The sequence below is a fragment of the uncultured Ruthenibacterium sp. genome, from assembly GCF_963558415.1.
Classification (GTDB): domain Bacteria; phylum Bacillota; class Clostridia; order Oscillospirales; family Ruminococcaceae; genus Ruthenibacterium.
Map to the genome: position 1 here is coordinate 1 of NZ_CAUWGY010000044.1, position 17,819 is coordinate 17,819.

A 17,819-nucleotide genomic window follows, 5' to 3' on the forward strand; every position below is an offset into this window, starting at 1 on the left:
AATGCGCAGCGTTACGCCGTTCAACAGTGTGGCGGGATAGGCACTGTCATTCAAAATAGCTAGCAGTAGGTCTCCTGCCAGACGGGGGCTCGGTTCCGGATTGCGAGAATTGAGGTTAACTGTTTCCCGAACCAGCCGCCATAAGGGTAGAGTGGAAACAGTGTCCTTGGAAGATTGAGCAATCTCCAACCGACTGTAATGGCGCGCTACGTTGCGAGCCAGCGAGCCGAAACTGTTCTGCCAGAAGAAGCGCACCGACAACCTTGCGGCATTAGGCGCCAGTCCCAGAATATAAAAACGGGTGGATGGATCCAAGCGTTGGTCCTGCCAGTCTACCGGCAATCCTTCTGCCAGCCGGAACAGCGTGTTCTGAATATCCTGCTCGGAAAGATTGTCAGAATAGAGAGCTTCCAGGGCAAAAGTCTGATAAGAAGTTTGGCCGCCCGCAGCCCAGCAGACCAGAGTGGTGTCACCCACCCGGCGAATATGATCTCGGTCCGCCAGCAGATGGTTAAGGGCAGTGGTGTAGGCAAAGGCGGCGTAGGTGCCTGTGGGAGCATTGGCACCCTGTTCATGACCGTAGGAGCAAAAAGCGGGAGCATTGAAGGAAACCAGCGCTGCGCCGCTGCTCTGGGCGCCAGCGACTCCTTTGATGTTGGGATGCAGTCTGGCCAGCGGGCTGCGAGTTCCCGTAACAAGGCAGAGCTCTTCGGGTACATCGCAAGGAGCTTGAGCCTGTGCTTGTTGCCAGCGCTCCTGAATCTCCGGGTCCTCTGTGACAGGATATCCGTTGTACCAGAAAATCAGATTACCACCTTTGCAGATCTCTGGCCAGTCCTGAAATAGGGCAGGGTGTTCTGGTGCTCCAGTAGGATCCCAATTGTCAAAAAAGGCGAGGACGGCTTGAGCCGCAGCACTTTGGACTCCATCCAGCAGCTTTCGGTGAAGCGTCGCGGCAGATGCAAAACATTCGGTGGCACGGGCTGGTTTTCCCTTAGCGTCAGCACCCAGCAAATAGGTGCTTGTGTCACATAAAAAGTTGGCAGCCACACCGGAGGATCGTTTTACTGGCTGTGGAACCAGCAATTGTCGGGGAACAATCGAGGCCTTTTGGCCGCGAGGAATCTCTTGCTGCAGATGAAACAACCCCAACAGCGCACCATCCGTTCCCAGATCCAGAGCCCAGGAAACTTTTGCAGTTGCCCAACCGGGGCGGGCAATCTGTCCCAGCGTCAGAAGATCCTCATAATACTGTGTCAAAGCTTGTAAAATCATCGCAGCACCTCACAATGGGTCAGGTCTACCACACCTCGTTCCAGACGAGCACGGAAATAGGTAGGGGCAATGTTCTTCGGGTCGGTATAGTCAAAATCGTAGAGCATCAGGCCAAGCTCTCGGGTTTCATCAATAGCGGGAATGGGACCGCCAGGCCAGCGGCGAAAGTGGGCAGGAAATTCCCGACAGCCTAAATAAGGTGTATGGAAACATTGTCCTCGTTCCATACGCCGGGTGACAATGTCTTGAAATTTTCCGGGATTGTCTCCCGGAGAGGCTTGCTCAGTCATAGTGAAGTGGGCCTCGATGACATAATGTACTTTCTGCAGTACTAATGAAGCCCGCTGCACAATGGACTGAGAGGTGACCAGATATAGTGGCGCTTGACTGCCTTGAGCGGCAGCGCGGGCGGCGGATCCGAGTAATTTGCTGTCTACCTCATTGCGGCGGATAGAAACAAAGCGAATGGGTTCCAGTAGATAGATGCGATCGATGTGCCAGCATAATCCCGGGTGGTAGTAGATGGCTTCCACCAGCCCTCGGGCGGCCGAAGGTGTGGGCACATCATAGGACATCCGCTCCACCTTGAGCTCGGGGCGGGAGAACAATGCGTAGTCCCCCCAGACTTCCAGTTGAATCATGGCAACTCCTCCTATCGTTTAAATCATCCATCCTTGGCCAGTGGGCACATCCAAGGTCAGACCGATACTACGGTCGTACAGCGTAATATCTCGAAGAATCCAAGTCTCCTTATCCAAGGCTTCCACCGCTCCGGCCGACTGCAAAGCCATCAAATGCTGAGGATACACTGTGACGCCGTACTGTCCCAAACGACGATACACAGCTCGGCTACAGGCTCCGGTACGCAAAGATTCTATCAAAGATTCCGCTTCCGGCAATGCTAGATAAACTGTTACGGCAGGGGACTCGATGAAACGGAACCGTTCCGCCGCTGTAGCAAAGGGAAGAATGCGACCTTCCATACCGTGAGCAAAGCCAGGCAAAATAGCCTTCTGGTCCAGTGCATCCCCGCCTTTCAAAGAGAGAAATAGGGAGAAATAGGCATAGATGGCTGCGGGTTCTGCCGGATCGGCAAAGTCACGAAGTATGGCACGAGTAGCATCCGTATTGGGACGAATCATGGTGGGTACCGGCTGACCCACTAGCCGGAACACGGAGACGGGACTTTGGTCGGCGGAACGTTTTCCCTCCCGGTTACAGCGCCCGGCGGCCTGTAAAATGGAATCCAAGCCGGCTTCCTCACGCCAGACAGCCGGAAAATCCAGATCCACACCGGCCTCAATCAAGGAAGTAGCAACTACCCGACAGGGGGCGCCGGTTTGTAGTCGGGTGCGAATCTCTGCCAAAAGATGTTTTCGATCGCTAGGGCATAAAAGAGTGGTCAGGCAGAAGCGGCCTTCACTGGGCAACATTTCGAACAGACGCCGGGCAGTAGTTCGGCGATTGACCACACATAACACCTGAGAATCAGAAGAAAGCTTGTCGGCCAATTCCTGCTCGGTGTGTTCGCCAGATTGGTGCAGGACGGTTCGGCGAAAAAAGGCATATAACTCGGCCGGATCCTCCATAATCTCTTGCAGGGTCAGAACGGGAGCAAGTTCATTGAACAAGGGGCCTAGTGCAGGCTGGGTGGCGGTGCACAGTACGGCAGTCACACCATAATACTGTACCAGTTGACCGATGGCCGCTACACAGGGGCGAAGAAAAGGTAACGGCAGGGTCTGGGCTTCATCAAAGATTACCACACTATTGACAAGATTGTGCAGCTTGCGGCAGCGAGAGGAACGGTTGGCAAACAGAGATTCGAAAAATTGAACAGCGGTGGTTACAATGATAGGAGCATCCCAGTTTTCGGTGGCTAGAACTTTGGAAGAGGGCGTGTCGTCGGTGTACAAATCGCTCAGGACAGCTTCGCTGCCAGAATGGTGTTCCAGCACATTTTCTTGTCCCAAAATATCGGTAAAAACAGAAGCTGTTTGGTCGATAATGGAAGTGTACGGAATCACATAAATTATTCGCTGTTTTTGGTGGGCAACGGCGTGGGTCAGTGCGAAAGCCAGAGAAGAAACTGTTTTGCCTCCACCGGTGGGAACGGTCAGGGTAAACAAACCGGAGGACGCTGTGCGGCCCTGTTCCAAACAACGGCGCAGAATTTCGCAGCGCTTGCGGTTCAATGAGGTGGTAGGAGTCCACCAGGGGTCTACATATGTCTGCAATCGCTGCAGCAGCACATCCAGTGATTCTCCCATATTCCGCCTACGGGGTGACCCGTTCATAAAAGTTTCGGTATCCAGATAGTCGGCATCCACTAGGCAGGAATAGAGCATCCGAATATAAAAGGAAAGAGAGAAATTATCTTGAGGCAAAGCCGGACGGCATACTTCTGTCAGAGTAATCTCCTTCTGCCAGCCCTCACAGGAGGCGACTGCTTTTTTACACCGACCAAGCAGGGTCGGTGCATCCGCAGGGTCGCTTTTTCCGCCGCCGTCCGGCAGACCACCATGATGTCCCGCTATCGCAAAGGCCACTTCCGGCTGTCGCATAGCCCAGGCAACCTGAGCCCCGGCAGTGCTGTGATCCACCGAAGGGCCGCCGTCAAGCCGATGCTGAAAGTCCTCGCTGTATTTTCCGATATCGTGCAAAAGTCCTGCCATTCTGCCTTGGCTTTCGCCGCCGAATGGATGGGCGAATTCAGCAGCCAATTTCGCTGTGTCCTCCAGATGTTTTTGCACTGTCTGTACGCGCTGCCCATCTGTGGACCGATGGGCAAGACAAGGCTTCATTGGATATGATTTTATGAAAATCCCTCCTTAAAGCGGCCGATATTCATGACACTTTTTATAGTACCCTTTAATTTTATCAAATGTTGTGTCCTATAAATCGGACAATTTGCTTTTCTTTTATTATAAAGTGTCCGGATTTCTAATACTAGACAAGAAAATAAACAAAATTTTTAGTAGAAGTTAGTGTACCATACAGTACGCCAGGTCCATTTGAGCTTATGTTGCGAACTTGAGTAGAATCGTGTCCATCCTTTTGACGCGGTGTCCAATAAATGTTACTTAGTCATTTCAACTTGTCACATTACAAGATTACATCGTATTACAATTGGAAGGTTTTGATGAAAATATTTCGTGGTGATCGTGACTGGAGAGTCAAGAATTTTTTGATGAAAGATCTTTGTCTTATTCGAGAGATTTCAAAATCAGTGTGATGTGTTGGTATAAAAAGGCTATTTCAGGTACAAAACGGTGTGCTCAAATTTACCACAAGAGCACACCGTTTTTTCAACGATAAGGAATTGCAGTGCACGCGAATTTTTACCAAAGGCGGCGTGAGCCTCATCACAAGAGCATACTAGTTTTCGCGGACCATCGCCGAAAAAGTACGTCTATTCTGCACTTAACGGGTGAAAATGTAATGCTAGCGCAAAAATGTGGGGAGCTTGCAAAATCAAGTGTTAGTTACCGAATCGGCTTAAATTTTGCTTGGCTCTAATTCATGCAGAATACGCACAGAATGGAAACGGGCAATACCAAAAGTACGGAGACAAGTTGCCGAAAAAACAGCTTGTCTCCGTACGATTTTTACTATGCTTTTGTGAGTACCTGTATTCGTATAAAATGAGGTTCAAGAAGATAAGTGAAAAAGCGTTATCTCTGTAATAATTATAAATTGTCAAAAATGTGGTCAAGATACCTCTGATGTAAAATTTAGAAAAAAGAAAAATCCGCTTAAACGTCAGGTTTAAGCGGATTACTTTGTGGTGGAGTACGGGACCGGGAATCCGAACTGAAGGCCGCGAAAACATCGGCCAGACTCACAGTCTGGCCGCCGGGCTACTCATGTGCCGGTGCAGTCAGTGCGGGCGTATCTTCTTTGACCCGGACGCCCGCAGCACTTTGTGCAGCGACTGCTGCCGAAAAGCCAGCCGGAAGGCCACCAAGCGCCAGTTTGATGGTCGGGCCAAGGGCAAGGACCCCGAGCAGGCCTATGACCGGGAGTACATGTTCTGGTATAACCGCATCACCAACTAAAAAAGGCCGGCGCACCACCCGAATAGATCGGGCGGGCCAGGCCGCATTGAAAGAATTTCGTAAGGAAGTGCTGATTCGTAAACAGCAGGTCAAGGATAAAAAATTGCCCGCTCGCCGGTTCATTAGCTAGATGATCGGCCAGGAGGCTGTGATTGTGGGGATTTGCGAGAGATAGGAAATCCCCAGCTTCGATAGTTTTCGATTTGATTTGACAATTACACCAAATGATTACGACATAAATCGTGTCATTGAATTGATATTCACGAAAGAATGTGATGTAATATACATAGTAGCCTTAGAAAGGGAGTGTTTTTATGAACACCTGGGAACAAGCGTCATTTAGCGCAATAGAAATACACAATAGTATTACAAATGGAGCTTTTGTCGTCCCTCCATATCAGCGCGGTGTTGTTTGGAGCAAAAGTCAAAAAGATCAATTTGTTGACACATTAAAAAGAGGTCTTCCATTTGGAACCCTTTTGTTATATTGGGATGAAAAAAACAATAAACATCAAATTATTGATGGTTTACAGCGCTCATCCACTATATATGATTTCATTAACCATCCCGCTCCCTTTTTTAATGATGATGATATTGAAGATGATTTGCCTATTCAGTTAGCAAAGCTTACAGGTGTTGCAATTACATCGGGCCTGCTCCGCGACATACAAGGGAATTTGATCTCTTGGGTGCATAATGCTTTTTCCACAATGGACGATGTCCGGGATATGCAATACATAGATTATTCTTTTGCTTTTACAAAATATTTTCCCTCTGCCACAGGCAAAGAATCAGAGATTGCCAAAGTCGTTCGTCCCACATTAAAAAAATTCAAAGACTTGTGCGAAAATTTATGTACAGTGCGGATTCCTGCAATTGTGATCAAAGGTAGCGATGATGCTTTGCCTGAAATATTTGAAAGGATCAACTCTAAGGGAACGCAACTTTCGAAGTATCAAATTTATGCGGCATCTTGGATACATAAATATAAAATATCGTCCGCATCACTCTCTGAATTCATAAAATACAATAAAGAACGCTATGAATACATGGAAAGCGATGGGACTGATATTGCTGATTTTGATCCTATCGATTACATGAAAAATAGCAGGTTAAACCTGTTTGAAATAGCATATGCACTAGGGAAAACATTAGGCTGTAAGTATCCCTACCTTTTTAACACAAAAAAAGATATCAGAGAAGTTGACAGTTTGGGTTTTACTTTAATTGCCGCCTGTTTAGGTGTAAAAAATTCCAATTTGAAAAGTCTTCATACTTCTTTCGAAAGGATTGTTGGCCAACAGAACGTTGATCTGTTTTTAGAGCGTGTTATTCAATGTGTTGATACTGCACATAAACTGATTGGAAAATTCAATAGATTTAAAGTGAATTCGCAAAGCGAAGTTGGGCCATTGCATACTGAATTCCAAATCATTTCCTTGATTGCGAATATCTTTATTGCACGCTATGGACAATATGCTAAAGATGAAAATGATCGAATAGTAGACTACTCTGTGGCTTTGCAAAGTTCGAATACCGCATGGGCTGACTACGAAACTTCTCTAAAGCGAAATGCATGGAAAAGGTACTGTGTGGACATCCTCAATTCAAGGTGGAAAGGTGCTGGTGACAAAAAGCTGGATTCTGTGGCTTTCGATACAAACTATTTTGCAACAGACATTCGTTGGGATGATTTTGAAAATGGTTTGCAGCAATGGTATAACTCCTCTAAACTCGAAAAAAGAGAATACAAGCGCGTAGCTTTTCCTCAAGAAGCAGAGAAAATGTTTTTAGCAATGTTATATTTACCTATTTTCTCGGCGGCAGATCAAGCTGATCATTCAAAGTATGACGTTGAGCATCTGCTAACCAAAAATCTTCTCAGAAAATGCCTGGATCGATACGATGGAAAATTGCGGCTTCCTATTGGTTGCATTGGAAACTTGTGCTTACTGCCACAAAAGGAAAATCGATCGAAGCGAGATAAAACGATATATGACGACAGCTCATTCCTTTCTAAATCCCAATACTCTTTGAATGAACTGGAAAACAAATTCACGTTTACACGTGAAGATGATTTGAAATGGGCAAATGATTCTTCTTTATCACAGGAAAAATTCGAAGAGTTATACCTCCATTATATTGACCAAAGATTTGCGAATATGGTAACTCGAATCAAAAAAGAATACTATAGCTGATAGCTGTGGAAAGCATTCATTCTGCTACGAAAAGGGGAAGGTGCCGAATAGTTACGGTACCTTCCCCCTCTTATGCGATATAAAAAACAAATCCGAACCTTGTGCCGATTCGCAATGGGTTCGGATTTGTTTGTTTTGGTGGAGATGAGGGGGATCGAACCCCTTACCTCTTGAATGCCATTCAAGCGCTCTCCCAAGTGAGCTACACCCCCACGGCTTTGCAACTATATGCGCCATTCGCAAGTGCCTTATTATAATATCAAAGCAGAGGGTATTTGTCAAGAGATTTTTGAAAAAAGATTGAAGTTATGTATTAATCTGAAAAATCAATCCCGGCAATCTGATTCTTTTCGAGAAGGGCCCATATATCTTGTTTCTGAACCGGAAATGTAACTTTTTCACGAGAATTTTCAATCCCGCACTCAATGCACCAAGAGCCATCTGTTTTTTCTTTGAACTTTAGGCTGTGTAGAGTTCCTGCGGCCTGAAGTTCAGGAATCTCTGTGTCTGAAAGAGTAAAAAGGAGAGGAAGACTAACAGAACCATGAGATGTCCTATATTCGAGGGCACCTGCGAGTAGATTTTCAGAAGGGGATTGTTCTTGGGGATAGACTGCAATAATTTTTTCAAGCATGGCTAAGATCACCTATACAATATTTTTTAAAAGAAAAGAGCTCACATACATTTTAGTACATGAGCTCCTGCGTGGTTTTCAAATCAGGAATGTGACTGGTGCTCGTGGCGGCGTTCTTCGGCGTCTAATAGACGATCTGTAACAATATCAAACTGCTCTTTCATCTCATAAGTATCAACCAAGTCACTTTGCTCCAAACCTTCGTAGCGGTTTTCGCCCTTGAAGACCATCTTCAAAAGAATCGGAGTCAGAATGGTGCAAAAAACAATCATGATTACGATTGGTCCTGAAAAGACAGGATTAAGAAGATCAAGAGCCATGCCTTTGTCCGCCACAATCAACGCAACCTCGCCGCGGCAAACCATACCGCAACCGATTTGCACACATTGCCGTGTAGGCATTCCGCAAATTTTAGCACCGAGGCCACATCCAATCAATTTGGTGATAACCGCTATGATCACCAAGAGAATTGTAAATATGATAATTGTGATATCCATTTGAGGAACTTCTACTTTAATACCGATGCTTGCAAAGAAAATAGGAGTCAAAAGCAAATACGAAAGGGGAGAGAACTTACTTTCAATATAATGTGCTTTAGAAGTATTCGCAATGACAAGGCCTGCAGCAAATGCGCCAATAATATCGGCTACACCAAAAATTTCTTCTGCAAGGTAGGCCATTAAAAGGCAAAGAACAAATGCTAAGATAGGAAAACGATGCAAATTGCGATCGTGCACACGCTTTTCATACCAGTTAAATGCCTTGACTGCCAAAACACCCACAATTCCGGCAAACAAGAAAAATGCAACAATTTTAAGCAACACAATGACGATGCTTACGTCAGAACCAGCTAGGCTGGTAACTAAGGTAAGGCAAATTAATCCTAGAATGTCGTCAATTAAAGCGGCGGCTAAGATGGTATTGCCAACTTTGGTAGAAAGCTTGCCCATTTCTTTGAGCGTTTCCACAGTAATGCTAACTGAAGTAGCTGTAAGAATGGTTCCCATAAAAATATTTTGTAGGAACGCGTTTCCGGGATAAGCGAATTCTCCGTGGTTAAAGAGAGCCATCAGGCCAGCTCCTAAGAATAAAGGAACCAGAACGCCGCAAAGAGCAACTAGCAAGCCGGCTTTTCCGGTTTGCTTTAACTCTTTCAGGTCGGTACCAATGCCCGCAGTGAACATGATGACAATAACGCCTAATTCCGATACTTGTGAAAGGAAATCGGTCGCTTGTAACCAGCCAAGGCAAGCAGGCCCCAGTAACAGTCCTGCAATTAGAGCGCCTACTACCTGAGGCAATTGAATACGACTTGTGAGAAGTCCGAAAATTTTGGTGCTGATCAGAATCAGCGCGATGTCTAACAGATAATGGTATGACATATAAAATACCTCTAACATAAAATAATTCCAAAACTCTATTATAATCGAACTTGAGAAAAGCGCAAGTAAAAAGTTGAGATGGAATAAAAAGAAAAAATAGTTAAATCGCTAATTTTCGAGGTGCTTTGAAAAAAGGAGAGTCCGAATTTGACCAAATTCAGACTCTCCTTTAATTTTACCTTTTTAAAAGAGGTTTCAAGTATTGTCCTGTAAATGAGGCGGGATTGTCTGCCACTTCTTCTGGCGTACCTTGTGCAATGATTTCTCCGCCAGCCGCGCCACCCTCGGGCCCCAAATCAATGATGTGATCCGCACGTTTGATGATATCCAAATTGTGCTCAATAATAATCACAGTATTTCCGGCATCTACAAGTTTATCCAAAACTTTTACAAGTTTATGAACGTCTGCTACATGAAGACCGGTTGTAGGCTCATCTAAAATATATACAGTTTGTCCGGTTTCACGCTTCGCCAATTCAAGAGCTAATTTTACGCGCTGCGCTTCACCGCCTGATAATGTGGTCGCGCTTTGTCCCATCTTAATATATCCCAAGCCTACATCCACCAGTGTTTGTATTTTTCGATGGATTCGAGGGATATTTTCAAAGAAGGCACAGGCTTCTTCCACGGTCATATTGAGCACATCCGCGATGCTTTTACCTTTGTACTTGACTTCTAGAGTTTCTCGATTGTAGCGAGCACCTTTGCAAACCTCGCAAGGAACATAAATATCTGGAAGAAAATGCATTTCAATTTTTAAAATTCCATCGCCTTCACAGGCTTCACAGCGCCCACCTTTTACGTTGAAACTGAAGCGTCCGGGATTGTATCCTCGCATTTTGGCATCCTGCGTCTGAGCGAAAACATTTCGGATATCAGAGAATACACCAGTATAAGTTGCAGGATTGGAACGGGGAGTACGTCCAATGGGGGATTGGTCAATGCCAATTACTTTATCGACCCACTCTAATCCGCGCATATCTTTATGCGCACCGGGTTTGATTCGTGCGCCATTTAAATCGGCGGAAAGACGTTTATAAAGAATTTCGTTGATCAAGCTGGATTTTCCAGAGCCAGAAATTCCAGTTACACAGGTCATAACCCCCAGAGGAATTTTAACGGTAACATTCTTTAAATTGTTTTGTGTGGCACCAATTATTTCAAGATAGTGTCCATTGAACTTGCGACGTTGGGAAGGGACCTCAATACTTTTTCGACCGGAAAGATATTGGCCTGTAATACTACGTTCAGAACGACAAATATCCTCTACGGTCCCTTCCGCCACCAATTCTCCTCCATGAACACCGGCACCTGGCCCGATGTCGACAATCCAATCCGCTTCACGCATGGTTTCTTCATCGTGCTCTACCACAATAAGTGTATTACCAAGATCCCGCAAACGCTTTAAAGTTGCAATCAGCTTAGAATTATCTCTCTGGTGCAGGCCAATGCTGGGCTCGTCCAACACATACAAAACACCGGTTAGAGCACTTCCGATTTGCGTAGCAAGCCGAATACGCTGACTCTCGCCGCCGGATAAGGTAGCAGCGCTACGTGCAAGCGTCAGATAGTCCAAGCCTACGTTTCGCAAAAAGTTAAGGCGCTCGCGAACCTCTTTTAAAATACCATCCGCAATCATATGTTCGCGTGAGGTCAACTGGAGTTTATCCAAAAAATCCAATTCCTGGCGAACGCTCATTTGTGTAAACTCACTGATGTTCACTCCACCTACCGTTACGGCCAAACTAGTAGGTTTTAAGCGGTCGCCATGGCACGAAGGACACTCCATTCCGGTCATGAATCCTTGGATTTCTTCTTTCATCCATTGAGAGTTCGTTTCTCGGAAACGACGTTCAAGATTGTTGACGATTCCTTCAAAATCATTAACGTAGCGACCAGTTCCGCGATCAGTTTCACGCGTCATCTCTAGCTTTTCACCGTTGGTGCCATATAAAAGCGCGTGCACAGCTTCATCGCTCATATCTTGGATAGGAGTATCCAGTGTAAAGCCATATTTATGACCAAGGGCAATATAGTACATTTCACTGATGGAACCCTCGGCGTAATACCAGCCGCTCGCCTTGATTGCACCTTCGCGGATAGAGAGTTTCTTATTTGGTAAAATCAGAGCGGGATCAACTTTCATAAATGTGCCCAGTCCGGTACAGGTTTCGCAGGCACCAAAAGGATTGTTGAAAGAAAACATACGCGGAGATAATTCGTCAATTGAAATACCGTGCTCCGGGCAGGCATAACTTTGACTGAACATGATTTCCTCTCCGTCAACCACATCAATAGTAACCAATCCGCCAGTCAGTTCTAATGCGGTCTCCAAAGAGTCGGCCAGACGGGTATGAATATCTCCGTTTAAAACGAGACGATCGACCACGATTTCCACAGTGTGTTTTTTGTTCTTTTCTAAAGAAATCTCTTCATCCAAGTCATAAAGAACACCGTCTACGCGAACACGAGCAAAACCGCCTCTGCGAGCAGCTTCAAATTCTTTTTGTTGTGTGCCCTTACGGCCCCGCACAACCGGAGCCAGCACCTGAAATCTTGTACGTTCTGGAAGTTTTAAAATTTCATCCACCATTTGATCGACTGTCTGCTGCGTAATAGGACGTCCACAGACAGGGCAGTGGGGAATGCCGATGCGTGCATACAGCAGTCGCAAATAATCGTAGATTTCTGTTACGGTTCCCACAGTTGATCTCGGATTGCGTGAGGTGGTTTTTTGGTCGATGGAAATAGCAGGGGAGAGACCTTGAATATCATCCACATCCGGCTTTTCCATCTGTCCTAAAAATTGTCTGGCATAGCTGGACAGACTCTCCATATATCTTCTTTGACCGTCTGCATAAATTGTGTCAAAGGCAAGGCTGGATTTTCCAGAGCCGGAAAGTCCAGTCATAACAATCAGCTTATCACGCGGAAGGGTAACATCAATATTTTTTAGATTGTGCTCACGAGCACCTTTGATAATAATTTTATTCGTACTCAAAAGGTTCATCCTTTCTGGGGATCAAAGCTTGGTTTTCTTTTCCATTTGCCGACGCAGCTTATCAATGCGGTCACGCAAGAAAGCAGCATGCTCAAACTCCAAAATTTTAGCGGCCTCTTTCATCTCACGCGTCAATTGCTCAATCTTTTGCTGGCACTCTGTTCGGCTCATGCGTTTTGTGGATTTCGAATCATCTTCATCTTTTCGACTAATTTCCAATACGCCATTGTCACGGATATCCTTCACAATGGTTTTAGGAATGATACCGTGGGCTTTGTTATAAGCGTCTTGAATGCCGCGGCGTCGTTCCGTTTCCATAATCGCTCGTTCCATAGAAGGAGTTACGCTATCAGCATACATGATTACAATGCCTTCGGCATTTCGCGCTGCACGGCCGATTGTCTGAATCAAACTGGTTTCAGAACGCAAAAAACCTTCTTTGTCAGCGTCAAGAATTGCAACTAAAGAAACCTCGGGAAGGTCCAATCCTTCACGGAGTAAGTTGATGCCGACAATTACATCGATGGTGCCTTTGCGCAAATCACGCATCAGTTCCACTCGCTCAAAGGTGTCTACTTCATGATGCATATATTTGACCTTTACACCGTGTTCGGAAAGGAAATCCGTTAAGTCCTCTGCCATTTTTTTGGTAAGAGTGGTAACGAGAACGCGTTCGCCACGCTCGGCCCGAATATTAATTTCTCCCAAAAGGTCCTCAATTTGCCCTTCCACAGGCTTTACAATGACCTTGGGATCCAAAAGTCCCGTAGGCCGAATGACCTGTTCCACAATTTGGCCGGAATGAGCTCGTTCATACTCTGCAGGAGTTGCAGATACAAAAATAGTCTGATTCAGTTTAGACTCAAATTCTTCAAATTTCAGCGGCCGATTATCAAAGGCCGAAGGAAGGCGAAATCCGTAATCAACCAAACTTTTTTTGCGGGCATAGTCGCCGCCGTACATCGCTCGGAGTTGCGGAAGCATAACATGGCTTTCATCGATGAAAAGTAAAAAATCATCCGGGAAATAATCCAGCAAAGTGGTAGGAGTTGATCCGGGAGCTCGTCCGGCAAGCACAGCAGAATAGTTTTCTACACCCTTACAAGTTCCGACCTCTTGAAGCATTTCTATATCATAATTTGTACGCTGAGCAATACGCTGGGCCTCTAAGAGTTTGCCCTCTTCGCGAAATTTCTTCACCTGTTCGTCCATTTCCAGTCGAATGCGGCGTAATCCTTCGGCCTTTTTTTCGTTGGAAACAATATAATGACTTGCAGGGAAAATTGCCACGTGGCGAATGACCGATTTCCTTTCACCAGTCAATGGATTTACTTCACTGATACGATCTACTTCATCGCCAAAAAATTCAATTCGGATGGCTACATCGCTGGCATAAGCAAGATTGATTTCTACAATGTCGCCGCGCACGCGAAACTTATTGCGCACAAAATTGATGTCATTTCTTTCATATTGCAGTTGAACGAGCCGGACCATCAATTCTTCTCTGGAAAGCTGCATTCCTTGACGAATGCTGATTACCATGCTTCGATAATCAATTGGATCGCCTAGAGAATAAATACAAGAAACACTAGCAACGATAATCACATCTCGTCTTTCCGAGAGGGCCGCCGTGGCAGAATGACGCAATCGATCGATTTCTTCATTAATAGCGCTGTCCTTTTCAATATACGTATCCGTTGAAGGAATATACGCCTCCGGTTGATAGTAGTCGTAGTAAGATACAAAATATTCGACTGAATTTTCAGGAAAAAATTCTTTAAATTCGGTGCAAAGCTGGGCAGCCAGTGTTTTGTTGTGCGCAAGAACAAGCGTCGGGCGGTTTACCTGCGCAATAATATTAGCCATGGTGAAAGTTTTACCAGAGCCAGTTACTCCTAGTAAAGTTTGACCAGAATATCCTGCTCGCAGTCCAGCAACAAGTTTGGCAATCGCCTCCGGCTGGTCGCCGGTCGGCTGATAGCTGGAAACCAATTTGAAAGAATCCATGATTGCTCCTTTGGTTAATGACGATAGTTAGCGGTTAAAATTCCAGAAGCATTGAACGAATAGTAATCATCATCCGTAAAAATCAGATGATCGATTAACTGAAGTTGGACGATGTGCAACGCCTTTTGAACTTCTTGCGTCACAATAATATCCTGATTCGAAGGCAGAGCCATTCCGCGAGGGTGATTATGCGCAAGGAAAATACCTGTTCCGCCGCACTTTAGTGCTTCGGATACGATGCGTGGGATATTGACGGCCGCAGCCGTAGCAGTACCTTCAGACAAAAAGCAGCTTCGCAGTAACATGCGGCGATCATCCACGATTGCAATTCGAAACTCTTCTGCTGTTTTAGCAAAAAATTTCGGACGGAAAAAGTCGGCGGCCACCTCGACACTGTCCAACGGAAGACGGTCGTTGGTTTTATTATTCAAGTAATAGGCGCATAGTTGAGGAATACTTTTGATAACTGCGGCACAAGTGGGCCCAACTCCCGGAACTCGTTGCAAGTCCTCTACGGAAGCGTCCAGAACACGAGAAAAGCTTCCAAATTCGCGAATCAGACGGTGAGCTAATTCGTTTGTGTCTCCACGACGATAGGCGAAAAAGAGCAAAAGCTCCAATGCGTTGTGTTCTTCAAAATTTTCAAGACCATCCGTGAGCACACGGTTAAAAACACGTTGGCGGTGATGATCGTGTTCGCCCATAAAAACTCCCTCTCTATATTACTACTTAAGGTTGTAAAAGTCAAAGAAAAGATAAATAAAGTTGTTGCTTGCGCATTGACAGAATCTTCCTATAACTTTATTATTATACAAGAAAAATAATCCTTTTGAAAGGGAGAAGCAGTTTGAAACGATTTGTTGCCGGAAAAAACGAACAGGATGTGCGTTTATCACGTTTTGTACAGAGCGTGACATATCGAATGTCATCTTCGTTGCTGTACAAGAGCTTTCGCAATAAACGGGTGAAGGTGAATGGGAAAAAAGCGGCTCCAGACGATCGTTTGAAAATGGGGGATGTCATAGAGCTTTATATTAATGATGAATTTTTTCTTTCGGATTCGGCACCGCAAAAAAAGGTTAAACATCCAAAACATTCTCTTTGTGTTGTGTATGAGGATGAGAATATAGCGGCTCTTTATAAACCGGCGCATTTATTGTGTCATTCTGATCGTACAGGCGACATAAGCCTTCTGGATTTATTCATACAGTATTTAACGCAGAAGGGGGAATATATTCCACAGGCAGAGGCCTATTTTTCGCCGGCATTATGCAATCGTCTTGATCGTGGCACGGAGGGGATCGTGCTAGCGGCTAAAAATTACAACGCTTTGCGTTGCTTGAATCAAATTATTCGAGAAGATAAATTGCAAAAACAATATTTATGTGTTACATGCGGAGTGCCGCCTCGCGGACGGCATGTTGCCTGGTTGCGTCACGATGAAAAAAAGAACAAAGTGCGCGTGATTCAAAACCAGGCACCAGAGTACAAACAGATTATAACCGAAGTGGAAGTTGTTGATACGCATGGGCCGTTTTCTTTGTGTCGGATAGGGCTTGTGACAGGGAGAACACACCAAATTCGTGCGCATTTAGCTTTTTTGAAAGCTCCTATTTTAGGAGATATCAAATATGGAAACAGACGTTTAAATGAAAAAATGAATGTTAAAACGCAGTTGTTGTGTGCGGAAAAAGTTTCATTTGAAAATTTGGAGGATTCCTGTCCGTTGGCATATCTTTCTGGAAAGAGTATTTGCCTAGAACATCCTGGCATTTTAGATAGGTTTGAAAATTTAACATCCAAAAAAGAAGGGACGAAAGCTTGAAAGCTTTCGTCCCTTTTTGCCAAATAATTATTCGGTAATAGTTGCTTTGTTTTTAAGCATTACGTCGTGCGCGCCGCCTTCTACGATACTCGTGGAAGATACAACCGTGAGGCGAGCCTTTTCCTGAAGTTCAGGAATAGTCAAAGCACCGCAGTTGCACATAGTGCTGCGAACTTTTGCCAATGTGACGGAAACACCGTCTTTTAGCGCGCCTGCATAAGGAACGTAACTATCTACGCCCTCCTCGAAACTGAGTTTCTGAGCTCCGCCCAAATCATAACGCTGCCAGTTGCGTGCACGGTTGGAACCCTCGCCCCAGTACTCCTTGACATAATTGCCATTGATGCGCAATTTAGTTGTAGGACTTTCATCGAAACGAGAGAAATAACGTCCCAACATAACAAAATCAGCACCCATAGCCAAGGCCAGTGTGAGGTGATAGTCATGAACGATACCGCCATCTGAACAGATAGGCACGTAAATGCCGGTTTCTTTGAAATATTCATCTCTAGCCCGCGCGACTTCAATTACAGCCGTAGCTTGTCCACGTCCAATGCCCTTGGTTTCACGTGTGATGCAAATGGAACCGCCGCCGATGCCAATTTTTACAAAATCCGCACCTGCTTCGGCCAAAAAGCGGAAGCCATCTCGATCCACTACATTTCCGGCGCCAACTTTGACACGATCACCGTACTTTTCACGGATCCAGGCGATTGTACGACTTTGCCATTCGGTGAAGCCCTCAGAGGAATCGATGCACAACACATCGGCACCCGCTTCTACAAGCGCAGGAACACGCTCAGCATAATCGCGGGTATTGATACCAGCACCTACAACATAACTTTTGTTTTTATCAAGCAATTCATTTACGTTTTCTTTGTGAGAATCGTAGTCCTTACGGAATACAATGAATTTGAGATGCTGATTTTTGTCAATGAGAGGCAAAGCATTCAACTTGTTGTCCCAAATGATGTCGTTGGCTGTTTTCAGAGTAGTTGTCTCATCCGCCACGACCAGTTTTTCAAATGGGGTCATAAAGGAACTGACAAGCGTATCGGGACTCATACGGGACACACGATAGTCACGGCTGCCCACAATGCCCAGCAGTTTTCCGCAAGCGGTTCCGTCATCTGTGACAGCGACAGTAGAGTGTCCAGTTTTTTCCTTTAGCGCTAAAATATCGGCCAAAGTAGCGTCCGGACGAACATTTGAATCGCTAACGATAAATCCTTTTTTATAATCTTTTACACGTGCAATCATAGCGGCTTCATCTTCAATAGACTGCGAGCCATAAATGAAAGAAATACCGCCTTCTTTGGCGAGGGCAATCGCCATGGTATCGTTAGAAACGGACTGCATGATTGCAGATACCATGGGAATGTTTAAAGAAAGGGGACACTCCTCTTCGCCTTTGCGGTATTTTACCAACGGAGTTTTCA

General features: G+C 45.4%; 12 protein-coding genes and 1 tRNA gene. 3 read left to right on the forward strand and 10 right to left on the reverse strand.

Translation table 11 applies throughout. The features are described from left to right. The 3 genes from cas8c to cas3 form a co-directional block, all read right to left on the reverse strand. The coding region (cas8c, locus tag AB5H98_RS08450; protein WP_367925477.1) for a type I-C CRISPR-associated protein Cas8c/Csd1 at positions 1 to 1,275 on the reverse strand (1,275 nt) is incomplete at its 3' end. Beyond that, positions 1,272 to 1,916, reverse strand: a complete 645-nt coding sequence (gene cas5c / locus AB5H98_RS08455) for a type I-C CRISPR-associated protein Cas5c (protein WP_367925478.1) — start codon at positions 1,914 to 1,916, stop codon at positions 1,272 to 1,274. The genes cas5c and cas8c, both read right to left, overlap by 4 nt. 18 nt (positions 1,917 to 1,934) lie before the next feature. Next, positions 1,935 to 4,079: a CRISPR-associated helicase Cas3' gene (gene cas3, locus AB5H98_RS08460; RefSeq protein ID WP_367925479.1), complete on the reverse strand. Its 2,145-nt coding sequence runs from the start codon at positions 4,077 to 4,079 to the stop codon at positions 1,935 to 1,937. 978 nt (positions 4,080 to 5,057) lie between these two features. Here cas3 and AB5H98_RS08465 point away from each other — a divergent pair. Then, positions 5,058 to 5,333 carry a hypothetical protein gene (locus AB5H98_RS08465; RefSeq protein ID WP_367925480.1) on the forward strand — a complete coding sequence of 92 codons (276 nt, stop codon included), beginning with the start codon at positions 5,058 to 5,060 and terminating at the stop codon, positions 5,331 to 5,333. A 314-nt stretch (positions 5,334 to 5,647) separates the two neighbouring features. Next, positions 5,648 to 7,531, forward strand: a complete 1,884-nt coding sequence (locus AB5H98_RS08470; protein ID WP_367925481.1) for a DUF262 domain-containing protein — start codon at positions 5,648 to 5,650, stop codon at positions 7,529 to 7,531. 136 nt (positions 7,532 to 7,667) lie between these two features. Here AB5H98_RS08470 and AB5H98_RS08475 read toward each other — a convergent pair. The 6 genes from AB5H98_RS08475 to AB5H98_RS08500 all read right to left on the reverse strand — a co-directional run bounded on the left by AB5H98_RS08475 (position 7,668) and on the right by AB5H98_RS08500 (position 15,259). Continuing rightward, positions 7,668 to 7,743, reverse strand: a tRNA-Ala gene (locus tag AB5H98_RS08475). 101 nt (positions 7,744 to 7,844) lie between these two features. Continuing rightward, complete coding sequence (locus AB5H98_RS08480) at positions 7,845 to 8,165, reverse strand: hypothetical protein (protein ID WP_367925482.1); 321 nt, start codon at positions 8,163 to 8,165, stop codon at positions 7,845 to 7,847. A gap of 83 nt (positions 8,166 to 8,248) precedes the next feature. Next, positions 8,249 to 9,547 (reverse strand): cation:proton antiporter, encoded by a 1,299-nt coding sequence (locus tag AB5H98_RS08485; protein WP_367925483.1) that lies wholly within the window; start codon positions 9,545 to 9,547, stop codon positions 8,249 to 8,251. 175 nt (positions 9,548 to 9,722) lie between these two features. Next, positions 9,723 to 12,548, reverse strand: coding sequence for an excinuclease ABC subunit UvrA (uvrA, locus tag AB5H98_RS08490; RefSeq protein WP_367925484.1), 2,826 nt, complete (start codon positions 12,546 to 12,548; stop codon positions 9,723 to 9,725). 21 nt (positions 12,549 to 12,569) lie between these two features. After that, positions 12,570 to 14,555, reverse strand: a complete 1,986-nt coding sequence (gene uvrB, locus AB5H98_RS08495; protein ID WP_367925485.1) for an excinuclease ABC subunit UvrB — start codon at positions 14,553 to 14,555, stop codon at positions 12,570 to 12,572. A gap of 14 nt (positions 14,556 to 14,569) precedes the next feature. Then, positions 14,570 to 15,259 (reverse strand): RadC family protein, encoded by a 690-nt coding sequence (locus AB5H98_RS08500; protein ID WP_367925486.1) that lies wholly within the window; start codon positions 15,257 to 15,259, stop codon positions 14,570 to 14,572. Positions 15,260 to 15,402: 143 nt separating this feature from the next. On the opposite strand from AB5H98_RS08500, the gene AB5H98_RS08505 reads away from it, so the two are divergent. After that, a complete protein-coding gene (locus AB5H98_RS08505) occupies positions 15,403 to 16,380 on the forward strand; it encodes an RluA family pseudouridine synthase (RefSeq protein WP_367925487.1) in 978 nt (325 codons plus the stop codon). Between the two features lie 27 nt (positions 16,381 to 16,407). Here AB5H98_RS08505 and AB5H98_RS08510 read toward each other — a convergent pair. Next, positions 16,408 to 17,819: IMP dehydrogenase (locus AB5H98_RS08510; protein ID WP_367925488.1), on the reverse strand; the 1,412-nt coding region annotated here is incomplete at its 5' end.